This window comes from Streptomyces sp. NPDC050548, assembly GCF_044457385.1.
Classification (GTDB): domain Bacteria; phylum Actinomycetota; class Actinomycetes; order Streptomycetales; family Streptomycetaceae; genus Streptomyces.
The window spans coordinates 352,612-373,250 of record NZ_JBITGV010000003.1; the positions used below are offsets into that span (position 1 = coordinate 352,612).

20 protein-coding genes and 2 tRNA genes are annotated in these 20,639 nt (G+C 70.8%); 12 read left to right on the plus strand and 10 right to left on the minus strand.

What is annotated here, in order from left to right:
• Positions 1-13: 13 nt before the first annotated feature.
• Together ACIBJH_RS11730 and ACIBJH_RS11735 are read left to right on the plus strand one after the other, a co-directional pair.
• Positions 14-2,542, plus strand: coding sequence for a phosphoribosyltransferase (locus ACIBJH_RS11730; RefSeq protein ID WP_399116667.1), 2,529 nt, complete (start codon positions 14-16; stop codon positions 2,540-2,542).
• A complete protein-coding gene (locus tag ACIBJH_RS11735; protein ID WP_399116668.1) occupies positions 2,542-3,369 on the plus strand; it encodes an HAD family hydrolase in 828 nt (275 codons plus the stop codon). The genes ACIBJH_RS11730 and ACIBJH_RS11735 overlap by 1 nt, the downstream gene beginning before the upstream one ends.
• A 61-nt stretch (positions 3,370-3,430) precedes the next feature.
• On the opposite strand, the gene ACIBJH_RS11740 is transcribed toward ACIBJH_RS11735, so the two are convergent.
• Entirely contained in the window at positions 3,431-3,643 is a 213-nt protein-coding gene (locus ACIBJH_RS11740) for a zinc ribbon domain-containing protein (RefSeq protein ID WP_399116669.1), read from the minus strand.
• A 298-nt stretch (positions 3,644-3,941) separates the two neighbouring features.
• Between ACIBJH_RS11740 and ACIBJH_RS11745 the strand changes: the two genes are divergently transcribed.
• The 4 genes from ACIBJH_RS11745 (at position 3,942) to ACIBJH_RS11760 (ending at position 8,893) form a co-directional block, all read left to right on the plus strand.
• Positions 3,942-6,134, plus strand: coding sequence for a transglycosylase domain-containing protein (locus ACIBJH_RS11745; RefSeq protein ID WP_399116930.1), 2,193 nt, complete (start codon positions 3,942-3,944; stop codon positions 6,132-6,134).
• 43 nt (positions 6,135-6,177) lie between these two features.
• Positions 6,178-7,455, plus strand: coding sequence for a hypothetical protein (locus ACIBJH_RS11750; protein WP_399116670.1), 1,278 nt, complete (start codon positions 6,178-6,180; stop codon positions 7,453-7,455).
• Positions 7,456-7,564: 109 nt separating this feature from the next.
• Positions 7,565-8,734 (plus strand): amidase domain-containing protein, encoded by a 1,170-nt coding sequence (locus tag ACIBJH_RS11755; RefSeq protein ID WP_399116671.1) that lies wholly within the window; start codon positions 7,565-7,567, stop codon positions 8,732-8,734.
• An 88-nt stretch (positions 8,735-8,822) separates the two neighbouring features.
• Positions 8,823-8,893 (plus strand) — tRNA-Val (locus tag ACIBJH_RS11760).
• A gap of 3 nt (positions 8,894-8,896) precedes the next feature.
• Here ACIBJH_RS11760 and ACIBJH_RS11765 read toward each other — a convergent pair.
• Both ACIBJH_RS11765 and ACIBJH_RS11770 read right to left on the minus strand, forming a co-directional pair.
• Positions 8,897-10,282, minus strand: a complete 1,386-nt coding sequence (locus ACIBJH_RS11765) for a hypothetical protein (protein ID WP_399116672.1) — start codon at positions 10,280-10,282, stop codon at positions 8,897-8,899.
• Positions 10,283-10,353: 71 nt separating this feature from the next.
• Positions 10,354-11,136 carry a DUF4097 family beta strand repeat-containing protein gene (locus ACIBJH_RS11770; RefSeq protein WP_399116673.1) on the minus strand — a complete coding sequence of 261 codons (783 nt, stop codon included), beginning with the start codon at positions 11,134-11,136 and terminating at the stop codon, positions 10,354-10,356.
• Positions 11,137-11,328: 192 nt separating this feature from the next.
• On the opposite strand from ACIBJH_RS11770, the gene ACIBJH_RS11775 reads away from it, so the two are divergent.
• Positions 11,329-11,403: transfer RNA gene (locus tag ACIBJH_RS11775), tRNA-Val, on the plus strand.
• Positions 11,404-11,478: 75 nt separating this feature from the next.
• On the opposite strand, the gene ACIBJH_RS11780 is transcribed toward ACIBJH_RS11775, so the two are convergent.
• On the minus strand, positions 11,479-12,222 hold the full coding sequence (locus ACIBJH_RS11780; RefSeq protein WP_399116674.1) for a TetR/AcrR family transcriptional regulator: 744 nt from the start codon (positions 12,220-12,222) through the stop codon (positions 11,479-11,481).
• Between the two features lie 104 nt (positions 12,223-12,326).
• Between ACIBJH_RS11780 and ACIBJH_RS11785 the strand changes: the two genes are divergently transcribed.
• Positions 12,327-13,226: an NmrA/HSCARG family protein gene (locus tag ACIBJH_RS11785; RefSeq protein WP_399116675.1), complete on the plus strand. Its 900-nt coding sequence runs from the start codon at positions 12,327-12,329 to the stop codon at positions 13,224-13,226.
• Here ACIBJH_RS11785 and ACIBJH_RS11790 read toward each other — a convergent pair.
• Positions 13,223-13,900 (minus strand): HAD family hydrolase, encoded by a 678-nt coding sequence (locus tag ACIBJH_RS11790; RefSeq protein ID WP_399116676.1) that lies wholly within the window; start codon positions 13,898-13,900, stop codon positions 13,223-13,225. The genes ACIBJH_RS11785 and ACIBJH_RS11790 overlap by 4 nt on opposite strands.
• Positions 13,901-13,968: 68 nt before the next feature.
• Between ACIBJH_RS11790 and ACIBJH_RS11795 the strand changes: the two genes are divergently transcribed.
• The gene (locus tag ACIBJH_RS11795; protein ID WP_399116677.1) at positions 13,969-14,382 is read left to right on the plus strand and encodes a hypothetical protein; all 414 of its coding nucleotides are present in this window, start codon (positions 13,969-13,971) and stop codon (positions 14,380-14,382) included.
• Positions 14,383-14,398: 16 nt separating this feature from the next.
• Here ACIBJH_RS11795 and ACIBJH_RS11800 read toward each other — a convergent pair whose 3' ends face one another.
• Together ACIBJH_RS11800 and ACIBJH_RS11805 are read right to left on the minus strand one after the other, a co-directional pair.
• On the minus strand, positions 14,399-14,794 hold the full coding sequence (locus tag ACIBJH_RS11800) for a nuclear transport factor 2 family protein (protein WP_399116678.1): 396 nt from the start codon (positions 14,792-14,794) through the stop codon (positions 14,399-14,401).
• A gap of 45 nt (positions 14,795-14,839) precedes the next feature.
• Positions 14,840-15,196, minus strand: coding sequence for a hypothetical protein (locus ACIBJH_RS11805; protein WP_399116679.1), 357 nt, complete (start codon positions 15,194-15,196; stop codon positions 14,840-14,842).
• Positions 15,197-15,323: 127 nt separating this feature from the next.
• Here ACIBJH_RS11805 and ACIBJH_RS11810 point away from each other — a divergent pair, with 127 nt between their 5' ends.
• Entirely contained in the window at positions 15,324-15,827 is a 504-nt protein-coding gene (locus ACIBJH_RS11810; RefSeq protein ID WP_399116680.1) for a GNAT family N-acetyltransferase, read from the plus strand.
• Between the two features lie 8 nt (positions 15,828-15,835).
• On the opposite strand, the gene ACIBJH_RS11815 is transcribed toward ACIBJH_RS11810, so the two are convergent.
• Entirely contained in the window at positions 15,836-16,741 is a 906-nt protein-coding gene (locus ACIBJH_RS11815; RefSeq protein ID WP_399116681.1) for a ketopantoate reductase family protein, read from the minus strand.
• A 122-nt stretch (positions 16,742-16,863) separates the two neighbouring features.
• On the opposite strand from ACIBJH_RS11815, the gene ACIBJH_RS11820 reads away from it, so the two are divergent.
• Positions 16,864-17,091, plus strand: a complete 228-nt coding sequence (locus ACIBJH_RS11820) for a DUF2277 domain-containing protein (RefSeq protein ID WP_399116682.1) — start codon at positions 16,864-16,866, stop codon at positions 17,089-17,091.
• Between the two features lie 155 nt (positions 17,092-17,246).
• Here the strand turns inward: ACIBJH_RS11820 and ACIBJH_RS11825 are convergent, their stop codons facing one another.
• Positions 17,247-17,888, minus strand: coding sequence for a DedA family protein (locus ACIBJH_RS11825; RefSeq protein WP_399116683.1), 642 nt, complete (start codon positions 17,886-17,888; stop codon positions 17,247-17,249).
• 219 nt (positions 17,889-18,107) lie between these two features.
• Between ACIBJH_RS11825 and ACIBJH_RS11830 the strand changes: the two genes are divergently transcribed.
• Positions 18,108-18,653, plus strand: a complete 546-nt coding sequence (locus tag ACIBJH_RS11830; protein WP_399116684.1) for a superoxide dismutase family protein — start codon at positions 18,108-18,110, stop codon at positions 18,651-18,653.
• Here ACIBJH_RS11830 and ACIBJH_RS11835 read toward each other — a convergent pair.
• Positions 18,625-20,613, minus strand: a complete 1,989-nt coding sequence (locus ACIBJH_RS11835; RefSeq protein WP_399116685.1) for an FAD/NAD(P)-binding protein — start codon at positions 20,611-20,613, stop codon at positions 18,625-18,627. The two genes, ACIBJH_RS11830 and ACIBJH_RS11835, sit on opposite strands and share 29 nt — an antisense overlap.
• Positions 20,614-20,639: the final 26 nt, after the last annotated feature.

The following is a 20,639-nucleotide window of genomic DNA, read 5'->3' on the forward strand; positions in this document are numbered from 1 at the left end:
TCGCAAGGGACGCATGAACAAGGCAGTGAACAACGGGGTCTGGTCCGGCAGTTGGGTCGCGGAGCGGCTCGGCGTCGAACTCCTCGGCGACCCCGAACTGACCGACCTCCTGGGCCTGGCCCTCCGCCGCAACCCCAAACGGGCCCACCTCCTCGTCTCGAACGTGCTCGGCAAACACGTCCCCCAGTCCCCGTCGATCGTCTACGGCTACGGCTTCACCCTGGGCCGCAGAGTCCGCGACCTCCTGGGCCCCGACGAGTCCGCCCGTGCGGTGGTCCTCGGCTACGCGGAGACCGCGACGGGCCTGGGCCACGCGGTGGCCGACGGTATCGCCGTCGCCCCCTACCTCCACTCCACCCGCCGCCCGGTCCCCGGCGTGGCCACGGCGGGCGGCTTCGAGGAGTCGCACTCCCACGCGACGTCGCATCTGCTGCTGCCGGAGAACCCCGCGCTGCTGGCCGGCGAGGGCCCGTTGGTCCTGGTGGACGACGAGTTCTCGACGGGCAACACGGTCCTCAACACCATCCGCGACCTCCACGAGCGCTACCCGCGAGACCGGTATGTGGTGGTGGCCCTGGTCGACATGCGCTCCCCCGCGGACGCGGGCCGCCTGGACGAGTTCGCGCGGGAGATAGGCACGAGGGTGGACCTGGTGACAGCGGCCTCCGGCACGGTTCGCCTGCCGGCGGGGGTGCTGGAGAAGGGGCAGGAGTTGGTGGCGCGGTACGAGGCAGGGGGTGCCGGGACAGGTCGTATGTCGTCTGCGGCGCCGTCCGGGCCGGGCGCGCAGTTCCCCGCGCCCCTAAAAACTCACCTGGGCGCCAACCCCCTAGGGGCGCGGGGAACTGCGCGACCAGCCCCCACCGGCCCGCAGCCGAGACGCATCGATCTCCGCTGGCCCCACAACCTCCCCGACGGCGGCCGTCACGGCTTCACCCCCGCCCACCGAATACGCCTCGAACGCGCCCTCCCCGCAATGGCCGCCCGCCTCGCAGAGGCACTCCCAGAAGAAGCCCACCGCGTACACATCCTCGGCTTCGAAGAGCTGATGTACGCCCCCCTCAGACTCGCCCGCGAGCTGGAGCAGATAGCCGACGCCGACGTCACCTACTCCACCACCACCCGTTCCCCCGTCCTCGCGGTGGACGACCCCGGCTACGCGATCCGCACCCGCCTCACCTTCCCCGCCCACGACACCCCCGCCGACGGCCCCGGTGACCGCTACGCCTACAACATCGCCGGCGCCGGCTTCGACGCGGTGGTCGCGGTCGTCGACTCGCGTGGGGACACTCCCGAACTGCACGGTCTGCTGGCCGAGTTGGCCGCGCACACCCCGCACGTCGTCCTCGCGGTGATCCCCTCGTACGTCCCCGAAAGGCCCCCCATGCTGCCCGAGCCCCTCCGCGGCCCCGCCTTCTCCTCGTACGCGCCGGAAGAGGTCGGCTGGCTGCTCCAGGACCTCTCGGACGTGACGCTGGAGGCGCCGACCGAGGAGCGGGAGGAAGCGATCCAGAGCGGTGGGGCGCACTACGCGGAGTCGCTGCCGGTGGAGTACCAGCCCAGCGAGCAGTACCAGGAGCTGTTCCACACCGCCCTGGACGAGGCCGCCGGCCGCCTCGCGCTGGCGGTCGGCGCGGTCACCGAACTGGTCCTCGCCGAGCGCTCCCCGCACCCCGTGCTCGTGTCGCTCGCCCGTGCCGGCACCCCCGTAGGTGTCCTGATGCGCCGCTGGGCCCAGTACCGCCACGGTCTCGACCTGCCGCACTACGCCGTGTCGATCGTGCGCGGCCGGGGCATCGACGCCAACGCGCTGCGCTATCTCGCCGCCCAGCACGACCCGGCCGACGTCGTGTTCGTCGACGGCTGGACCGGCAAGGGCGCCATCACCCGCGAACTCACCGACGCGATCAGGGAGTTCGAGGAGTCCGACGGCATCACCGGCTTCGACCCGGAGATCGCGGTACTGGCCGACCCCGGTTCCTGCGTGAAGACGTACGGCACCCGCGAGGACTTCCTCATCCCCTCCGCCTGCCTCAACTCGACCGTGTCGGGCCTGATTTCGCGTACGGTGCTGCGCTCGGACCTGGTCGGCCCGCACGACTTCCACGGCGCGAAGTTCTACCGCGAACTCGCCGGCGCGGACGTCTCGGTGGACTTCCTGGACGCCGTCGCCGCCCGCTTCCCGGAGGTCACGGACGCCGTGGCGACCCTCGCCAAGGAACTGCTGGCCGCCGACCGTACGCCAACCTGGGAGGGCTGGGCGGCAGTTGAGCGGATCAGCGAGGAGTACGGCATCCACGACGTGAACCTCGTCAAGCCCGGCGTCGGCGAGACCACCCGGGTGCTGCTGCGCCGGGTGCCCTGGAAGATCCTCGCGCGGGCCGGTGCGGGTGCCGACCTCGATCACGTCAGGCTGCTCGCCGAGCAGAGAGGCGTACCCGTCGAGGAGGTGGCCGAACTGCCGTACACCTGCGTGGGGTTGATCCACCCCAAGTACACGCGCGGTGCGACCGGTGCCGACGGCAAGGCGGTGTCGGTCTGATGCCGGTACTCGTCGCGAGCGACCTCGACCGTACGCTCATCTACTCCTCGGCCGCCCTCGCCCTGACCATGCCGGACGCGCGGGCGCCCCGGCTGCTCTGCGTAGAGGTGCACGAGAGCAGGCCGCTGTCCTTCATGACGGAGACGGCGGCCGGGCTCCTCACCGAACTCGGCGGACTCGGCGCCGACGCGGCCGTGTTCGTGCCGACCACCACCCGCACCCGCAAGCAGTACCAGCGCATCAGCCTGCCCGGCCCGGAGCCGAAGTACGCGATCTGCGCCAACGGCGGCCACCTTCTGGTCGACGGCGTGACCGACGAGGACTGGCACGCCGGGGTACAGGCGAAGCTGGCCGCCGAGTGCGCGCCGCTGGAGGAGGTCCGCCAGTACCTGGCCGACTCCGCCGACCCGTCCTGGGTGCGCAAGCACCGCGTCGCCGAGGACCTCTTCGCCTACCTCGTCGTAGAACGCGAACTCCTCCCCGAGGAGTGGGTCAAGGAACTCGCGGTCTGGGCGGAGAACCGCGGCTGGACGGTCTCCCTGCAGGGCCGCAAGATCTACGCAGTCCCGAAGCCCCTCACCAAGAGCGCGGCGATGAGGGAAGTGGCCCACCGCACAGGCGCCACCCTGGCCCTCGCAGCCGGCGACTCCCTCCTCGACGCCGACCTCTTGCTCGCCGCCGACAAGGCCTGGCGCCCAGGCCACGGCGAACTGGCAGACGAGGCTTGGACGGCCCCACAGGTCACGGCCCTACCGGAGCGAGGCGTGCTGGCGGGGGAGCGGATCCTCCGCGAGTTCCTGAGAGCGACCTCAACCCCAACCCCCTAGGGGCGCGGGGAACTGCGCGACCAGCCCCCACGCACCCGCACCCGACAACGCACCGGACCGCCTAGCCGCAACACCCTCCACCACAGCAACCGCCCCCGCCGCCACCCCCGGCCGCGGGGGCGGACGCAGTCCCGCCCACGGCAACCGCCGACAACAACTTCACCGTGTCGCCATGCCCCGCAGGGCACTCCGCCGGCGCGGACGACTCCGCCATCGGCCGGCTGACTTCGAACGTGGACCCACAGGTACGGCAGCGGTACTCATAGCGAGGCATGGCATCAGGCTAACGCCGCGCTGACATGAAGACGGCACCTTGTTTTTTCATGAAGGTTTCGGCTGTGTCCTGTTCTGTCGTTTTCTTATATGGAGAACTTGCGAAGACCACTGGTAATTTGAGTTCGCCGCGTGACCTGTGAGGCCGGGGGGAACCGGGATTTGCAGCCGCGTCCACGGCAACCTTGTAAGACCCTCGTACGTCTGTGCGTCTGCCTGTGCGAGCAATATGGAGTGCGGAGGGAGCCGTCGTGAGCCACGAGGGGGAGGGGGAACAGCCTCAACGGCCGGACGAGACCATGCAGCTGAAGCTCCCTGCCGGGTTCCGGCCGGACGAGACCATGCAGCTGCGGTTGTCCGACCTGGCGATACCGGCGGCACCCGAGGCTCCCGAGATACCTGAGGGGGAGACGAAGCCGGTACGGCACCGGGGTCGCAAAGCCCCCCGCCCGTCCCTCCGCACCCGTCTCTCCCGTCTCGCCCAGGCCCTCGGTCCCCGCTTCGCTCCCCTCATCGCCCGCCTCGCCCCGGTCGTGATCTTCCTCACGCCGTACGTCCGCAAGATGCGCCCGCAGTACCCGCGCCCGGGCCGTACCGACTGGCGCCGCTGGATCCCCTCCTGGCGGCAGTGGCTCGGGGGAGTGCTCGCCTCCGTCGGGCTCAGCGGACTGTTCCTCGTGGTCGCCTACGCGGCCACCGACATCCCCTCGAACCTCAACACGTACGCGACCCAGCAGGACAACGTCTACTTCTGGTCCGACGGCACGCCCATGGCCCGTACCGGCTGGGTGCAGCGGCAGGCCATGCCGTTGAAGGACATTCCGACCGACGTCCGCTGGGCGGTGCTCGCCGCCGAGAACGAGAGCTTCTACAGCGATCCCGGCATTTCGATGAAGGGCATCGCCCGCGCCCTCTATCGCACGGTCGGCGAGGGCGACACCGAGGGCGGCTCGACGATCACCCAGCAGTACGTCAAAAACGTCTATCTGACCCAGAACCAGACGGTGAGCCGCAAATTCACCGAGGCGATGATCTCCCTCAAGCTCGACAACAAGATGAGCAAGGACAAGATCCTTGAGGGCTATCTCAACACCAGCTGGTTCGGCCGCGGCACCTACGGTCTGCAGCGCGCCTCGCAGGCCTACTACGGCAAGGACGTCAGCCAGCTCAACGCCAGCGAGGGTGCCTTCCTCGCCTCCCTGCTGAAGGGCGCGGGCCTCTACGACCCGACGCTCAGCAAGGCCAACCACGCCCGGGCGGTGGCCCGTTGGACCTGGATCCTGGACCGCATGGTGAAGATCGGCAAGCTGTCGCCGGCCGAGCGCGCCAAGTACACGAAGTTCCCCGAGCCGCTCAAGCAGTCGAAGACGTACGACACCGGCAAGCAGAGCGACTACCTGGTCGAGCTGGCGACGCAGTACGCGAAGAAGACCGGGCACATCTCGGACAAGGACTTCGACCTCGGCGGCTACCAGATCTACACGACCTTCGACCGCAACCGCGAGACCGAGCTGACGGACGCCGTCACCAAAGCCCGCAAGGCCGCGCAGAAGGACGACCCCGCGGGCGCGAAGGCCGCGCACTACGGCGCCTCCTCGGTGGCCTCCGACGGCCGTATCCTCGCGGTCTACGGCGGCCCCGACCACCGTACGCAGGGCTTCAACGAGTCCAACGCGACCACCGTCCCGGCCGGTTCGGCCTTCGAACCCTTCGTCTACGCCGCCGCGTTGGAGCACGGGGTCACCAAGACCCGGGGGAGACCGCCGACCCCGGTCACCCCGGAGACGCTGTACGACGGGAACGACGGCGTGCCGGTGACCACACCGGAGGGGCCGTACTGGGACCGCAGCGGCAAGAAGGTCTCCGCGCACAACGACGGCAAGAAGTCCTACGGGCAGATCAGTCTGCGCCAGGCCCTCGCGCAGTCGGTGAACACCCCGTTCATGCAGCTCGGCATGGACACCGGTCTGTCGACCGTGCGGGCGACCGCCGAGAAGGCCGGACTGCTCTCCTCCAGTTTCGGGGCGCAGGTACCCGCGCTGTCCCTGGGCAACGCCACGCCCAGCGCCCTGCGCATGGCGAGCGCGTACGGCACGTTCGACGCCGGGGGCGTCCACACCGAGCCGTACTCGGTCCGCCGTATCACCCGCAACGGCGCGGCGGTCGTGCTGGAGCGGCCGAAGCCGAACCGGGCGATGAGCGAGACCACCGCCGACGAGGTGACGCAGGCGCTCACGGACTCCTTCGGCCTCGCGCACCCCACCGCCGCCAAGACCGCCGGAGCCGAGGTGGCGGGCAAGACCGGCACCACCCAGGACGACACCGCGGCCTGGTACGTCGGCACCGCCAAGTCCGTGTCGACCGCCGTCGTCGTCTACCGCATCGACCTGAGCAAGAGCCTCGAACCCCTGCCGCTGAAAGGAATCTCCGGCACCCCAGTCACCGACGTCCCCTACGGCATCTGGTCGAGAGCCATGACCCCGCTCGGCTGACCACCGCAGCGCAACCGCCACCTCCTCGCAGAATGAGCCGCCCATGAAGCCCCCGACGAAGGCACCGTCCGGCCGCCGCCGCCGCGCCCGTGAACCTCGCCGTACCCCGAAGCCGGGGTTCCTCACCCTGGCCGTGTTCCTTGTCGTCGCCTCCCTGGTGACCGGGTATCTGGCGTTGAACCGGGACAACACGGCGCCGACCGCGTCGGCCGGCAAGAACGCCTCGCCGAAGTCGACCAAGGAACCCGTCTGGGACGGCAAGACGCAGGTGCTGGGGGACGGCTCGACCTCGTACACGGGGCCGCAGAAGGACCAGTTGAAGGCCGTACCGCTCAAGCCCGGTGAGAAACCACCCCAGTTCGTCGTCTTCTCCTGGGACGGGGCCCTGCAGGGGGACGACAAACTCTTCTCGCACTACCGGGAGATGGCCAAGGAGTACAACGCCCACATGACCTTCTTCCTCACGGGCATCTATCTGCTGCCCAAGAGCAAGAGGGACCTGTACCACCCGCCGATGCACCCGGTGGGCTCGGCCGCGATCGACTTCCCGACCGACCAGCACATCCGCGACACCCTGGAGCAACTCCGCCTGGCCTACGAGCAGGGCAACGACATCGGCACCCACTTCAACGGCCACTTCTGCGAGGCCAAGGGCGGCGGTGACTGGAGCGTCGCGCAGTGGAAGAGCGAGATCGACCAGTTCTTCTCCTTCGTCGAGAACTGGAAGACCAACACCGGCTACACCGACATCCCGGCCCTGCCCTTCGACTTCAAGAAGGAGGTCGTCGGCGGCCGTGCCCCCTGCCTGGAGGGCCAGCCCAACCTCCTGAAGGCGCTGAAGGGTTACGGCTGGAAGTACGACGCCAGCTCTCCGGGCGACTTCCAGATATGGCCCACCAAGAAGGACGGCCTCTGGGACTTCCCGCTCGAACTGCTCCCCTACGGGAACAACATCCAGGCCCTGTCGATGGACTTCAACTTCCTCTACAACCAGTCCAACGGCGCCACCCAGGGCGACCCCGCGAAGTACGCCGACTGGGAACAGAAGACCGTCGACTCGTACATGGCCGGCTTCAACCGCGTCTACTACGGCAGCCGGGCGCCCCTGTTCATCGGCAACCACTTCGAGAACTGGAACGGCAGCATCTACATGAAGGCCGTCGACCAGATCATCCCGAAGATCTGCACCAAGAAGGGCGTCAAGTGCGTGTCCTTCAAGGAGCTTTCGGACTGGATGGATGTGCAGTCGCCGACGACTTTGCAGCAGTTGCGCAGCCTGGACCCGGCGCAGTCGCCGGACTGGTCCACGGTGGTCAAGTGACCTGTCGCGACTGGTGAACTCACCAACCGCAACCCCCTTCACAGTAGCCACACATGGCGTGCGAAGATGCCCTCGCCCGGTAGGCGTACCGGCGTAGAGGGGAACCCCATTGAAATCCAGAAAACTGAGCCGTAGCAGGAGCCGTACGGCCATAGTCTCGGCGGCGGCCGGTGCGGTCGTCGCCGGTGTCGCCCTCGTGCCCAACTGGAGCGCGGGCGCGGCCGTCGTGAACGACCCGACCGTGGACGCCTCGACCAAGGCGACCTTCCAGAAGCTGGCCGACGCGGTCTTCACCGACCGCACCCAGGCCCTTGTCCACGGGGCGACCACGAAGCAGAGCACCTCGCGCTTCTCCGGCGACGTCCGTCTCTCCGGCACCCAGTCGCGCGACGAGAAGTCCGCGCTGACCCAACTGCGCGGCCGTCAGAGCAGCATCGCGAAGCTCGGCGAGACGTACAGCACGGGCAGCACCAAGGTCACGCTCGACGCGACCCGGGTCACCGGCCGCACCGCCAAGGCCGACGTCACCGAGACGACCACGCTGACGTACGCGAAGGCCGTCGCCGGGGCGCCGAAGACCACCGGCTTCCAGGCCCACCACGAGCTGACCTTCAAGGCCGACCAGCAGGGCACCTGGCAGCTGTCGAACATCCAGGACACCGACACCGGCGGCCTCGCCGTCAACACGGTGGCCAAGCCCGCGGTCAAGGCGCCCGCCCCGGCCCCCGACGACGGCAACACCACGCCGGACGCGCCGCGCGCGGCCACCACCCGCAACCCGGTGGCGGTGCCGAAGACGAGCACGACGTACGACTACAAGGCGATGGCGACCTACGCCGAGAAGTACTGGAACGTCTACAACACGGACTACCCGAACTTCAACGGCCACGCGGACGGCGGCGACTGCACCAACTTCGTCAGCCAGTCCCTGAAGGCCGGCGGCTGGAAGCACGTCCCGGGCTACGTCTACGACTACACGAAGTGGTTCGGCACCGCCGACATCCAGTCGGACTCCTTCGTCGGCGTCAACGAGTGGTCCTGGTTCGCCCAGAACTCCAAGCGGACCACGCCGCTCGCCAACGTCTACCAGGCCGAGGTCGGCGACGTCATCCAGGTCGACTTCGACCGGGACGGCTCCAAGGACCACACGATGATCGTGACGTACAAGGCCAACGGCATCCCGTACGTCACCTACCACTCGAACAACACCTACCGCAGGTCGCTGTCGAGCCTCATCGCCTCGTACCCGAACGCGTACTACTACGCGTACCGCACCTGAGCCTCGCGGCTCGGCAGCACGTCATCGGCCCCCGTCGCCTCGATGCGCGACCGGGGGCCGATCCGCGTTCACGGCCTCGCCCTCGCCTGGGCGCGTGGCTCACGGGGAGAGCGTCGCCCTTACAAGGCGGATGTCGGCGGTACCAAACCGTCGCGTCCGGGCTCAGTGCCCGGGCGTCCCGCGCTCCTCGCGGATCTGGCCGACCACCCGTGCGACCGTCTGCCGTACGGCCTCCGTCTCGGTCAGGAAGTGCCAGTAGTCGGGGTGGCGGCCCTCCAGCGTGGTGATCGCGCGGTCGAGGCGGGCCACGGCGTCGTCGAGCGGGCGGGCGTGCCGCGGCTCGGGTGTGGTGCGGCCCGACATCGCCAGGCGCTGGGCGTCGCGGATCGCGAAGCGGGTGCGGTCGATCTCCTGCTGGGGGTCCTTCTGTACGGCGTTCAGCCGCCGCAGCCGGTCACCGGCCGCCGACACGGCCTCGTCGGTGGTGTTCAGCAGCGCCCGTACCGTCGACAGCAGTGACGTGGCATCCGGCCAGCGCTGCGCGTCCCGCGCGGCCTGCGCCTCCTTCAGCTTCAGCTCGGCCTGCCGTACGTTCTCACCGGCCTGGTCGGGCACGTGCTGGAGGTCCTGCCAGCAGGCGGCCGAGAACCGCCGCCGCAGCTCGCTCAGCACCGGGTCGACCTGCCCCGCGCGGGTCGTCAGCGCCTGCGCGCGGGTCCGCAGCGACACCAGCCGGTGGTCGATCTCGGCGGCCCGCTCGGGCAGTTGACCGGCCTCGGCCGTGATGGCCTCCGCCTCCCGCGCGACCTGCGTCGCCCGCTCCAGCGTCTGCGGCACGCCATGCTGCCCGGCGCCCTGGTTCAGTTTCGTCAGCTCCGGCCCGAGCTTCGCGAGCCGCCCGGCGAGATCGTCGGCCCGCAGCCCCGACGCCCGTACGGCGTCCAGCGCGTTGCTCGCGGCCAGCAGTGCCTGCCGGGCCCGCTCCACGGCCGGCGCCAGCCGCGCGAGCTGTGTCTCCGCTTTGCCGAGCAGCGGCCCGAGCCCGCTCTCGAACCGGTCCAACTCCTGCTTGACCTGGCCGAGTTGGTCCTTCGCTGCGGTCAGCTCGGCGCGGGCCCGGTTCGCGGCGGCGGCCTCCAGGTCGTCGCGGTCGAGGTCGTGCGCGTCGACGGCGTTGATGTACCGGCCGCTCGCCTCGTCGATCCGCCGGCCCAGCGCCTCGAAGTCGGTCACCGCGCGGCGCGCGGCCGGCGAGTCGTCGACCGCGGTGATGGTGTCTATCGAGATCCGCAGATCCCGCTGGGCGGTGTCCAGCTCGTAGAACGCGGCGGCGGCCGCGTCCTTCGCGGCCTGCGCCTCGGCCCGCTGGCTCTCCGCCCGACCGCCGAACCAGCGCCGGGTGCCGCCGCCCGCGAACGCGGCGGCCAGCGCCGGCGCGGCCAGCAACGGCAGGCTCATCAGCGCGAGGGTGTCGAAGGCGGCACGGGCGGCGGAACCGCGCCGGGACCGTGTGAGCGGCGAATACGGCTGCGCAGGTGTCGCCGTCACATCCCTCTCCCGTGTTGTGCGTCCTGACCGTTGTCATTCTCCCACCGGTAGAGGACGAACACACGGGCCGGTCAGTTCGCGTTCCGCACCGTGACTTTCCCGTCGCCCGTACGGGCGCTCACCACATGGGAACTCGACGAGTCCCGGGGCACCGACACATCCACTCCGCCGTCCCCGGTCCTGGTCGTCACCCGGTACTTGGCGGCACCCTTGGGCAACGCGACCGTCACCGACCCGTCGCCACTGCGCGACTCCACCAGATCCGGTACGACCCCGAACTCCAGGTGCACCGACCCGTCACTGGTGGTCGTGCGCACCTCCCGGGACGACACCTCGGCGTGCACGGACCCGTCCCCGGTGTGCAGCGTCAGCGGCCCGGTCGAGTCGGTCACATGCACGGATCCGTCGCCGGTCCGCACACTCAGCGCGTCCTTGAACCCTCGCGCCCGCACACTCCCGTCCCCGTCCTCCACCTTCACCGTGACCCCGCGCGGCACCTCGATCCGGTGCTTGGCCGAACAGTCCGCGATCACCCCGGAACATTTCATCCGCAGCACCAGCCGGTCCCCCTTCATGGCCCAGGTCACCTTGGGATCCGAACCGATCGCCACGCTGCCCTGCCACCACCGGGTGACCTCGATCTTCCCCGCCGGACTGGAGTCCGCGGCGACGATCTCAAGCGCGGAGTCGTCCGAGTCGACGGTGAGGGTGCGACCGGGCAGCGCGAAGGTCCGCTGATCGGGATGTTTGTCGTCACCGGCGGAGGCACCGGCGCACGCGGTGGCGCCGACGAGAAGAAGGGCGAGGCCGCCGGTGGCGGCGAGGACACGACGACTGCTGTGGGTGCGGGTCACGATGATTTCCCCCTGGGACGGTCGCGGAGTCCCGATGACTCCTACGGCTCCCCTCGACCGTAGGGAGCGACGCCCCGCCATGGCATCCGGCGCACTCCCGGACCCGGGGTGGGGAAAACCCCCGGCACATCTCCGTGGGGATACGGGTTTGCAGGACAGGCCCCCGGGCAATGTAGGCTGTCGACTCGTCCTGGGCGCGTAGCTCAGGGGTAGAGCGTCGCCCTTACAAGGCGAATGTCGGCGGTTCGAAACCGTCCGCGCCCACCAGTCTCAGGACACGATCAAGGCCTGGATCAGCCGGTAGGAACCCGGAGATCCGGGCCTTGGTCTTTTCTCCTTCTGCTACGGCCGCTCGCGGAGCCGTCGGCGACGGCCTCGCTGTCGGCAGGTCGCTCCGCAGTAGCGGGCCGGGCGGCCGGTGGACCGGGCGTCGAGCCGGGCCCCGCACTCCTCGCACCGCGGCACCACGTGAAGCGTGCCGGGTGCGTCACGAAACGCCCGCCCTTCCGTGACGGGCGCGGAACTCCGCAGGCTCTCCAGCGCCAGCCGCACCATGCGGGTGCCGCCGTTCCGGTCGCGGTGCGCCGCCCACATCGCGGCGCAGCCGACGGTGAGCGCGGCGACATCGTCCGCGCTGACGTCGGCACGGACCCCGCCCGCCCGCTGGGCCGCGTGCAGCAGCTCGTCGAGTGCCTGGCGGAAGCGCCGCGCCGACGCGACCAGGCCGGGGCGCGGCCAGCTCGTCTCCGCGGTCAGGGCGTCGCACGCGTGCTTGCGCCCGTGGGAGGTCTCGACGACGTTCAGCAGGAATCCGAAGAACGCCGCGACCGGGTCGGTACGGGCCGCCCACCGTCGAGCGGCGTCCACATGGTCGTCGATCTGCTGGACGAGCACCGCCTCCAGCAGGAACTCCTTGCTGGGGAAGTGCCGGTACACGGTGCCCGCGCCGACTCCCGCCTGCCGTGCGATCGCGCCGAGCGAGATGTCGAGACCGTGCTCGTCGAACGCCCGCGAGGCGGCGGCGAGCACCTTCATCCGGTTGCGGCGGGCATCAACCCGGCCGACTTCCTTGGGAGTTGCCGTCATGTCACGTAATCCCTTGTCCGCCGGACCCAACCGGGTGCAGCATTCCACATCGACCCCGGGCCCGAGCCACCCTGCCCACCGACCATCCCGGGGCGGAGGACGACATGACCACTGACCGCTTGGTCGTCGTGACCGGTGCGACCGGCAAACAGGGCGGCGCCACCGCACGCCGGCTGCTGGCGGCCGGCAGACCGGTGCGCGCACTCGTGCGGGACGCGACCACACTCGCCGCCAAGGCACTCGAAACCGCCGGGGCCGAACTCGTCCTCGGCGACTTCGACGACCCGTCGGGTCTGCCCGTGGCACTGGAGGGAGCGGCGGCACTGTTCGCCGTACCGCCCGCGGTGTTCGGACCGGCCGGTGCCGACGTGGAACGGGAGTTCGCCCGGGGCCGGGCACTGACCGATGCCGCGGTCGCCGCCGGGATCGAGCACGTCGTCTTCACGGGCGTCGCGTCCACACCGGGACGCCCGGGCGGCTCCGAGGGGAAGAAACGCGTCGAGGACCATCTGCGGGAGCGGATCCCGTCGGTGACCGTGCTGCGCCCGGTGCGGTTCATGTCGAACTATCTCGGATCGACACCCATGGGATTCGACGGCATCGTCCAGGGCGTGCACCGGCACGTCTTCCCGCCGGACGAACCAGCCCAGATCATCGCGGTGGAGGACATCGCCGAATTCGCCGCGCTGGCCTTCGACCAGCCGGACCGGTTCGCGGGGCGAACCCTTGAACTGGCCGGGGACGCCCCCACTCCGGCCGAGGCGGTCGCTGCCATCAGCGAGGCCACCGGTGTCACGGTGCGCTACGAGCAGCTCACCCACGCCGAAGCCGCCGCACTGCACCCCGAGGTGGCCGAGGTCCGGGAGCGCTGGGCAGCCGGATCACGCTGGGACGCCGACATCGAGGTGCTGCGTGTCGTCCACCCCGGACTGCGCACACTCGCGGACTGGCTCGCGGAATCCGGCGCGGCGCTGCTGCGGGAGCGGCTCGGCGAGCCCTCCTAGCCGTCGGTGAGGATGCGCCGTACGGCAGGTCGCAGCCCGTTCTGCGCCGGGCTGACGAGGATGCCGGGCATTCCGAGGGCCTGGGCTCCGGCGATGTCGGCCACCGGGTTGTCGCCGACCATCCAGACCCGCTCGGGATGTCCGGCCCGCTCCAACGCCACCTCGAAGATCCGGCGGTTCGGCTTCTCCCAGCCGATCTGCGAGGAGTTGACCAGGGCCGCGAAGTGCCCGGCGAGGCCGAGATCCCGGAGCAGGCCGTCGAGTTCCGGCACATGGTTGCTGACGACGACATGGCGCCAGCCGGCCTCGGACAACTCCGCCAGCGCGGCGACGGTGTCGGGGAAGACGGTCCAGCGGGTCGCGTCGGTGTAGCGCGCCCTCACGCCCCGCGCGGCGCGGGCGGCCGGTTCGGCGGCGATGCCCGCGCCGACGTAGGCCTTCGTGAAGAGCGGAAGCAGGGCGTCCCACCAGGCGTCCGGGGTATTCAGGTCGGGGTGTCCGGTGTCCGGCCGATGCCAGGGGAATCCGTCCTGCAGCCCGGGTATCAGATCGGCGCGGGTCACGCCGTGATCGGGTGCGACCTCGGTCAGCGCCTCCACCAGGGAGCCGCGCCACATGCCGTCCCTGAACGCCAGGGTTCCGTCGAAGTCCCACAGCACGACGTTTCCGGTCACTCCCGGGATTCTACGGAAGGTGCCGGAAGGCGCTCGCGGATTTCGGGGGCGATGGGCAGGATGGGCTCATGACTCAACCTGGCGCCACGTCCTCGGGTTCCGTGTTGTCCCTGTGGTCGAAGGACTCGGTGCTGTCGATCGGTTCGGTGGGGTCGGTGTTGTCCATCGGGTCCGTGGGGTCGGCCCTGTCCGTCGGGTCGATCGGCAGTTCGCTGTCGGTCGGGTCGATCGGCTCGGCGCTGTCGTTGGTCTCGGCGGGCTCGTGGCTCAGCACGGGGTCCGTGCTGTCCGCGCAGTCGCGGTGGTCGGTGCTGTCGTGGCGTGCGACGCGCGGCTTCCGGGCGGTCGGCGTCGGGGCCGGGGCCGGAGCGGGGACCGGCACCGGGGTCCGTTTCGGCGGGGTGCCGGTCGTGGGGGCGGTGGGAGTCGTCGGGGCCGTGACGGTGTTGGCACTCGCCCAACGGGCGCTGCGCAAGCCGTAGTTCGGCGACGGCGGGGTCAGGACCAGAACTCGTTCGCCTTGTCGATGTCCTCGACGCACTCGTCCAGGTCCGTGATCTTGTCGCCGAGGATGCGGAACACGATGCCGCCGGTTTCGTCGATGCGCTTGCCGTCGCGCTCGGCCGTGAAGCGGTGGAGCGTGACCGCGTGGCCCCGGCCGTCGACGAGGACGTTGCGCAGTTCGACGCGCAGGGTGCCGTTCGTCTGCGCGAAGAGCTGACCGTACATGTCGATGGCCGCGTCCAGGCCCTTGAAGTCGCCGGACAGCGGGTGGCTGCCGGGGACGTGGTGCGTGACGTCCGAGGACATCAGCGAGCGCAGGGTGTCCATGTCCCCGCGGACGAAGGCGTCGTAGCCCTTGCGGACGAGGAGTGCGTGCGGGTGGTCGGCCATGATCGATCGCCGCCTCTCGGTTGCTTCGGCGATATGAGGCTCAACTCACCCATTGTCCGCCTTTTCGTCCGCCGGTGGCGCCTCGTGGGCGTGCTTCAGCTTCATCCGTGACTCGACGCGCTCCGCCGCGGTGACTTCCGTCCAGAAGCGGTGGCCGCTGACGAAGACCGCGAGTTCGTGCTCGCGCTGCCGGAGCTTCTCCACCTCGGCCTGTTCGTCGGGCGTCCAGCCGGGGGAGGCGGGGCGTTCCACCTTGCGCCAGCCGCCCGTGTCGCTGAACCCGTCCAGGGGCTCGACCGACCAGGGCAGCCGCTTCAGCAGGGTCGTCAGCTCTGCCCGGACCTGATGCAGCTCCTCCTGACCGGCGAGGAGGTCGCTAGGGAAGTCATAGGTCGTTGCCACGCGCTAATGCTACGCCTGTTCGAATTTGGGTCGCGAGTTCCTTCCGGGACTTCATACGAACGGGTGCCTGCGGCCGCGGCGGCCGAGGGGCCCGGCGATGTCAGTGGGGCCGCCTACCGTGGTCGGCATGGACGTGGAACAGGTGAGGCTCCAGCCGTGGGCGGACGGTGACTTCTGGTTGTTGGGGCGGCTCAACAGCCCTGAGATGACCGAGCACTTGGGAGGTCCCGAGACCGAGGCGCAGATCGAGGCCCGGCACCGGCGCTATGTCGGGCTGGAGCGGGGGTGCATGTACCGGGTCGAGACGGCGGGGAACGGGGAGACCGTCGGCTCGATCGGGTTCTGGGAGCGGGAGTGGCGGGGTGAGCCGGTGTGGGAGACCGGGTGGGGGGTGCTGCCCGAGTTCCAGGGCCGTGGGCTGGCCGCCCTCGCCGCCCGTGCCGTCATCGAAGCGGCACGGACAGCGGGGCGGAACCGGCACCTGCACGCCTTTCCGGGCGTCGACCATCCCGCGTCCAACTCGGTGTGCCGGAGAGCCGGGTTCACTTTGCTCGGCGAGGTGGAGTTCGAGTACCCCAAGGGGCACTGGCTCACCTCGAACGACTGGCGGGTCGACCTCGACGAGGCGTGAACCGCCGGTCAGTTGGTCTGCGGCTTCTCCAACTCCCTTACCAGTCCCGCCGTTACCGGCACCGCGATGCCCTGACGCTCCGCCGCCCGCAGCAACGCCCCGCCGATCGCGTCCAGTTCGAGCGGGCGGTGCGCCTCGGCGTCGCGCTGCATCGACGACTTGGTGCCCGGCGGGAACGTGTCGTAGCGGGCCAGCGCGCCCACCGGGTCGGACGGGCCGCCGTAGGACCGGCTCACCGCCGCCGTCTCCTCCAGCAGGGCCGTCAACTCCTCGCGGTGGCGCGTGCGTACGTCGCCCAAGGGGAGGCCGTAGCGGGTGGTGAGGAGGGCGAGGGGTGCCAGGAACGTCATCTTGGCCCAGAGCGCCGCCGTCTCGCCGGGCAGGACACGGGTCGTGGGACCGGCCGCGCGCAGTGCGGCTGCGAGTGCCTCCAGGCGTTCGTGGGGGACCGGATCGCCCGTGACGTCGATCTCCGCGAACGGGCTGCCGTGCTCAATCACCCCTGGGGCGACGCGAGTTGACTCGACGCGGATGATCGCGGGGGCGACCTGGGCGGGCGGGTAGTGGGCGCGGAGACGGGCCGGGTGTTCGACGCCGTTCAGGAACGGGACCAGGAGGCCGTCGGCCAGTGCGGCGGCGGGGACGCGGGACAGCGCCGCGTCGAGCGCCGTCGCCTTGACCGTGATCAGGCAGGCGTCCACCGGTTCGCGCAGTTCCGTGTCCGCCTCCACCGGTGCCGTGAAGTCGCCGAAGGGGGCGCTGTGCACCCGGATTCCGTTGCTGCGCAGGGAGTTGGCCGTTTCTTCTCCGGCCAGGCAGATCACCCGGTGGCCCGCCCGGGACAGCAGCGCCGCGAGCAGGCCGCCCACGCCGCCGGGGCCCAGTACGGCCACGGTGAGTTCGTTGTTCGCCATGTTCTTCGTCCTCTCGTCAGGTCGGCCCCGTGCACGGTGACGGTGGCCGCCTCGGGAAGATCATCGCAGGCGTGTTCGGGAGAGCGGCGGCGGTATCGCTTCCGTGGCGCGAGACTGGACGTATGTGCCGCAGTATCAAGACTCTTCGACCGCCCGCCCTGCCCGACGAGGCCACGGAGGAGGAGATTCGCGCCGCCGCGTTGCAGTACGTGCGCAAGGTCTCCGGGTTCCGGGCGCCCGCCGCGCACAATCGCGAGGTCTTCGACCGCGCGGTCTGTCTTATCGCCGACGCGACGGCTGAGCTGTTGGCCGGGCTTGAGGTGAGGGGGGTTTCGCGGGGAGCGGAGTGACCGAGCTGCGGGCCGGTGGGGGCTCGTCGCGCCCACGCGGCGGAGCCGCACATGTCACAGCCCCGCGCCCCTGAAAGTCACACGCACGCGTCCCTGAAAGGCGGTCGCCTACGGAGCCCGGCCCTTGCGGCGCGACAGCTCCGGCGCCCGGCCCGCTACGGCGCGGCAGTCGCCTCTGCCGCCCCCGGCTGCCGTCGCATGACATACGCCGCCCCCGCCCCCGCCCCGAACAGCGCCGCGAACGACACCCCCGTCGCGAGCCACGTCGTGCCGAGCCACTGGGCGCCGTAGTAGCCGAGCGCCACGCTGTACGCCGCCCAGGACAGGCCCGCCAGGGCCGACCAGGGGAGGAAGTCGCGGGCGCGGCGGTGGGCGGCGCCCGCGCCGAGGGAGACCACCGAGCGGCCGGCGGGGGCGAAGCGGGCCAGGATGACGAGGGCGCCGCCGCCGCGGGCCAGGGCGTGGCCGAGACGTTCCTGCGCGGTGGTGAGCCGGCGGGAGCGGGAGATGGCGCGGTCGAGGCGTTCGCCGCCCAGCCAGGCCAGGCGGTACGCCACCAGGTCGCCGAGGACGGACGCGGCGGCGGCGGACGCGATCAGGGCCAGGATGCTGGGGACCTCGTGCGGCACGGGAACGGCGTCGGCCGCCGCGCCGGTGCCCGCTGCCGCCGCCGTGGCCGCCGCGACGACCAGGACACCGCTCGGCAATACCGGCAGGAACACATCAAGGAGGACGGACACGGCGATCATGGCGTAGATCCATGGGCTGCCGGTCAGCGACCCCACACTCTCGAACAACGCATCTCCCCGTGAACTCCCCCGTGGACCGCGGCAGCAGCGGCCAGTGACAGCCATACAGCGTACGCCTGGGCGGGGACAGGAGATTCACGGGGGGCACGTGTGATCGGCACAGCTTGTTCACTCGGCTGCCCCGTCCCGAGGGGCGGGGCGGGCTCGCGTCCCGTAGCAACGTAAAGGGGATCAATACACACCTGAACGTGAGGAACGGTACAGATCATGGTGGCAGGCATATGTGCGGGCGCCGTCGTCGCGGCCCTACTGGCGAGCGGCACCGGCGGCGCGGGAAGCAGCGGCTCCCCGGACGGCTACTCGATGCGGACGGACGCGCGGTTCGCGCCGGTCGCCGCCCTCGTGCCGTCGGCGGCGGTCACGTACGACACGAAGCTCGTCCCCGCCGCCGCGTGGATCGAGGTCGGCCAGCGGACGACGGTGGGCGGTGCCACGACCGTACGGCTGCGGGTCGACGGGATGGTGCCGGGGCACGCGTACGCCGTCCATGTGCACCAGAAGCCGTGCGGCGCCGACCCCGCCGCCGCGGGCGGGCACTTCCAGCACAAGCCGTCCACCGACCCGGCCGACGTCACCGCCGACAACGAGGTCTGGCTCGACTTCACGGCCGACGAGCACGGCGCCGGTGAGGCCACCGCCCGGCACGACTGGAACTTCCGGGAGGGCGAGGCGTCCTCCGTCGTGATCCACGAGAAGCCGGGCAGCAAGGTCCGTGTCGCCTGCTTCACCGTGCCGTTCGGCTGGGCTCCCTGAGCTGGGGATACGACGACCGGAGGCGGGCGTCGGCCGGTGACGTCCGCCCTGTCGTCGCGGCCCGTAGCACCGCTCGCGCCACCGCGTCGGCGTCCGACAGCGTGACCGAGTCCACGCCCGGCCGGGCGCCCGCCGCGGTCACCCAGTGCACGCCCTCCGTGGGCACCCCGAACGCGAACCGCCGTGCGTGCGGCCGCCCCTGACGGTCTATCAGGCGGTACGGGCGCGCCGTCACGTCCAGCCCGCCCGTCTCGTAGCCGTCCACCGTGTGCGGCCGGCACCCGCCCGTCTTCAGCAGCCGGCCGAGCAGCGGGTCGGCGGTGCGGCGCAGGTCCGGTTCGGGGAGGCGGGCTTCCACGAGCGTGGTCACCCGCACCGCCGAGCCCGGTATCGCGGGGGAGCGCGCCACCCAGGCGCCGTCCGCCTCCCGCACCTCAAGCCGCGGCCCGAGCACCTCCACCACGCCCGCCGCCACCAGCGCGGCCAGCTCCTCGATACGGCGCCGGGGCGGGCCGATGGACAGGAACGCGTTGAGCGGCGTGTACCAGCGGTCCAGGTGGTCGCGGCGCGAGTCGCCCGCGAGGCCGCGGTGGTCGACGACCAGCCGGAGTTCGTTGCGCAGATCGCGCAGCACGTCCAGGGCGGCCTTGAGCGGGCCGTCCACATTGCCGAGCGCGGCCTGCCCGGCGTCCTCGCGCAGATACGCCAGCAGCCAGTCCCGCCAGGCCGCGGGGTCGGCGAGAGCGCGGTCCGGGTACGGGCGGGACAGCCGGTCCCAGCTCCAGCGTTCGGCGGCGGGTATCCCGAACTCGTCGAGTACCAGGGCCTCTTGGGGATCGCGGTGCGGGACGGCGAGGAAGCGCCCGGCGAACTCGGGGCGCCGGGAGGGTCGTAGCAGAGCGGTGTAGTAGACCGTCTCGACCTCCTTCGCCACCAATGGCCATATCTCCGCGAGGAATTCGGGCGGCTCGCCCGAGTCCGCGCGTTTACGGAAGGCGGATATCACCTCTGGGGTGAGGACACGGGCAGTGTGGCGGCCGTGCGGGCCCTTCGCGTTGTCGCCGCGGGCCTGGTACGGGATGCCTCGGCGTGAACCGGCGTACAGCCGGGGCTCGTTGCCCGAGGGCAGATAGCGGAGCGAGTCGTCCTGCGCGCGGACGAAACGGCCGCCCCTGCCCGTAGTCAACAGGGCCGTGTGGTCGAAGAAGTTGAGACCGAGGCCGCGCAACAGCACTGGTTCGCCCGGCTGTACGGCGGACAGGTCGGCGTCGGCCGGGTTGGCGGGCGGGAGGTGGCGCAGACCGTGGTGGCAGGCGTGGGCGGCGAGGCGCCGTTGGGTCGCGCTGCCGAGCGTCGGGAGGTGGCCCTGGGCCAGTACCACCGCCGAAAGGGCGGACAGGGTACGGCCGTTGTCGAGGGTGAGGGACTGGTGGCCGTCGGGTGTGTCGTCGAGCCGTATCGCGCTCGCCCGGTGCGTCGCGACCTCGACGGAGTCCGGCGCCTCGCGGACCGTGCGGGCGAACACCCACTCCAGATAACGGCCGTAGTGGGCGCGGGTGGGGTAGTCGTCGGGGCCCAGTTCGGCGGGCGCCCACTCGTGCAGGCTCGGGCCGGGGAGGATCGGGCCCGAGCAGTCGACGCTGTCGTCGGTGAAGAGGGTGACCTGGGAGGCCACGGTGTTCATCAGCAGCTCGGGGGACTGCGCGGAGCGCCAGACGCGGCCCGGGCCCGGGGGCGCCGGGTCGACGACGTGGACGGTGAGCCGGGTGCCGGGCGGGAGGAGTTCGGGAGCCGAGGCGCAGAGGCGTTCCAGGACGCTGGTGCCGCGCGGACCGGCGCCGACCACGGCGACGGAGACGATTCCGGAGACGGATGCAGGCTCGTCGTCGGACGCGTTCACTGCGGACGAAGACGCGTTGACTGCGGACAAAGGGGGGACTCCCGGGCGTGTGGGGCGCATTGGAGCGGACCGCCCACCGGAAGCGG

Excerpts from the sequence above, each read along its gene's own strand:
- ACIBJH_RS11740 (WP_399116669.1), bottom strand. The coding sequence starts at position 3,643 with ATGCCTCGCTATGAGTACCGCTGCCGTACCTGTGGGTCCACGTTCGAA.
- ACIBJH_RS11745 (WP_399116930.1), top strand. The coding sequence starts at position 3,942 with ATGCAGCTGAAGCTCCCTGCCGGGTTCCGGCCGGACGAGACCATGCAG.
- ACIBJH_RS11735 (WP_399116668.1), top strand. The coding sequence starts at position 2,542 with ATGCCGGTACTCGTCGCGAGCGACCTCGACCGTACGCTCATCTACTCC.
- ACIBJH_RS11785 (WP_399116675.1), top strand. The coding sequence starts at position 12,327 with ATGACCACTGACCGCTTGGTCGTCGTGACCGGTGCGACCGGCAAACAG.
- ACIBJH_RS11730 (WP_399116667.1), top strand. The coding sequence starts at position 14 with ATGAACAAGGCAGTGAACAACGGGGTCTGGTCCGGCAGTTGGGTCGCG.
- ACIBJH_RS11750 (WP_399116670.1), top strand. The coding sequence starts at position 6,178 with ATGAAGCCCCCGACGAAGGCACCGTCCGGCCGCCGCCGCCGCGCCCGT.
- ACIBJH_RS11830 (WP_399116684.1), top strand. The coding sequence starts at position 18,108 with ATGGTGGCAGGCATATGTGCGGGCGCCGTCGTCGCGGCCCTACTGGCG.
- ACIBJH_RS11810 (WP_399116680.1), top strand. The coding sequence starts at position 15,324 with ATGGACGTGGAACAGGTGAGGCTCCAGCCGTGGGCGGACGGTGACTTC.
- ACIBJH_RS11835 (WP_399116685.1), bottom strand. The coding sequence starts at position 20,613 with ATGCGCCCCACACGCCCGGGAGTCCCCCCTTTGTCCGCAGTCAACGCG.
- ACIBJH_RS11800 (WP_399116678.1), bottom strand. The coding sequence starts at position 14,794 with ATGGCCGACCACCCGCACGCACTCCTCGTCCGCAAGGGCTACGACGCC.
- ACIBJH_RS11815 (WP_399116681.1), bottom strand. The coding sequence starts at position 16,741 with ATGGCGAACAACGAACTCACCGTGGCCGTACTGGGCCCCGGCGGCGTG.
- ACIBJH_RS11820 (WP_399116682.1), top strand. The coding sequence starts at position 16,864 with ATGTGCCGCAGTATCAAGACTCTTCGACCGCCCGCCCTGCCCGACGAG.
- ACIBJH_RS11780 (WP_399116674.1), bottom strand. The coding sequence starts at position 12,222 with ATGACGGCAACTCCCAAGGAAGTCGGCCGGGTTGATGCCCGCCGCAAC.
- ACIBJH_RS11795 (WP_399116677.1), top strand. The coding sequence starts at position 13,969 with ATGACTCAACCTGGCGCCACGTCCTCGGGTTCCGTGTTGTCCCTGTGG.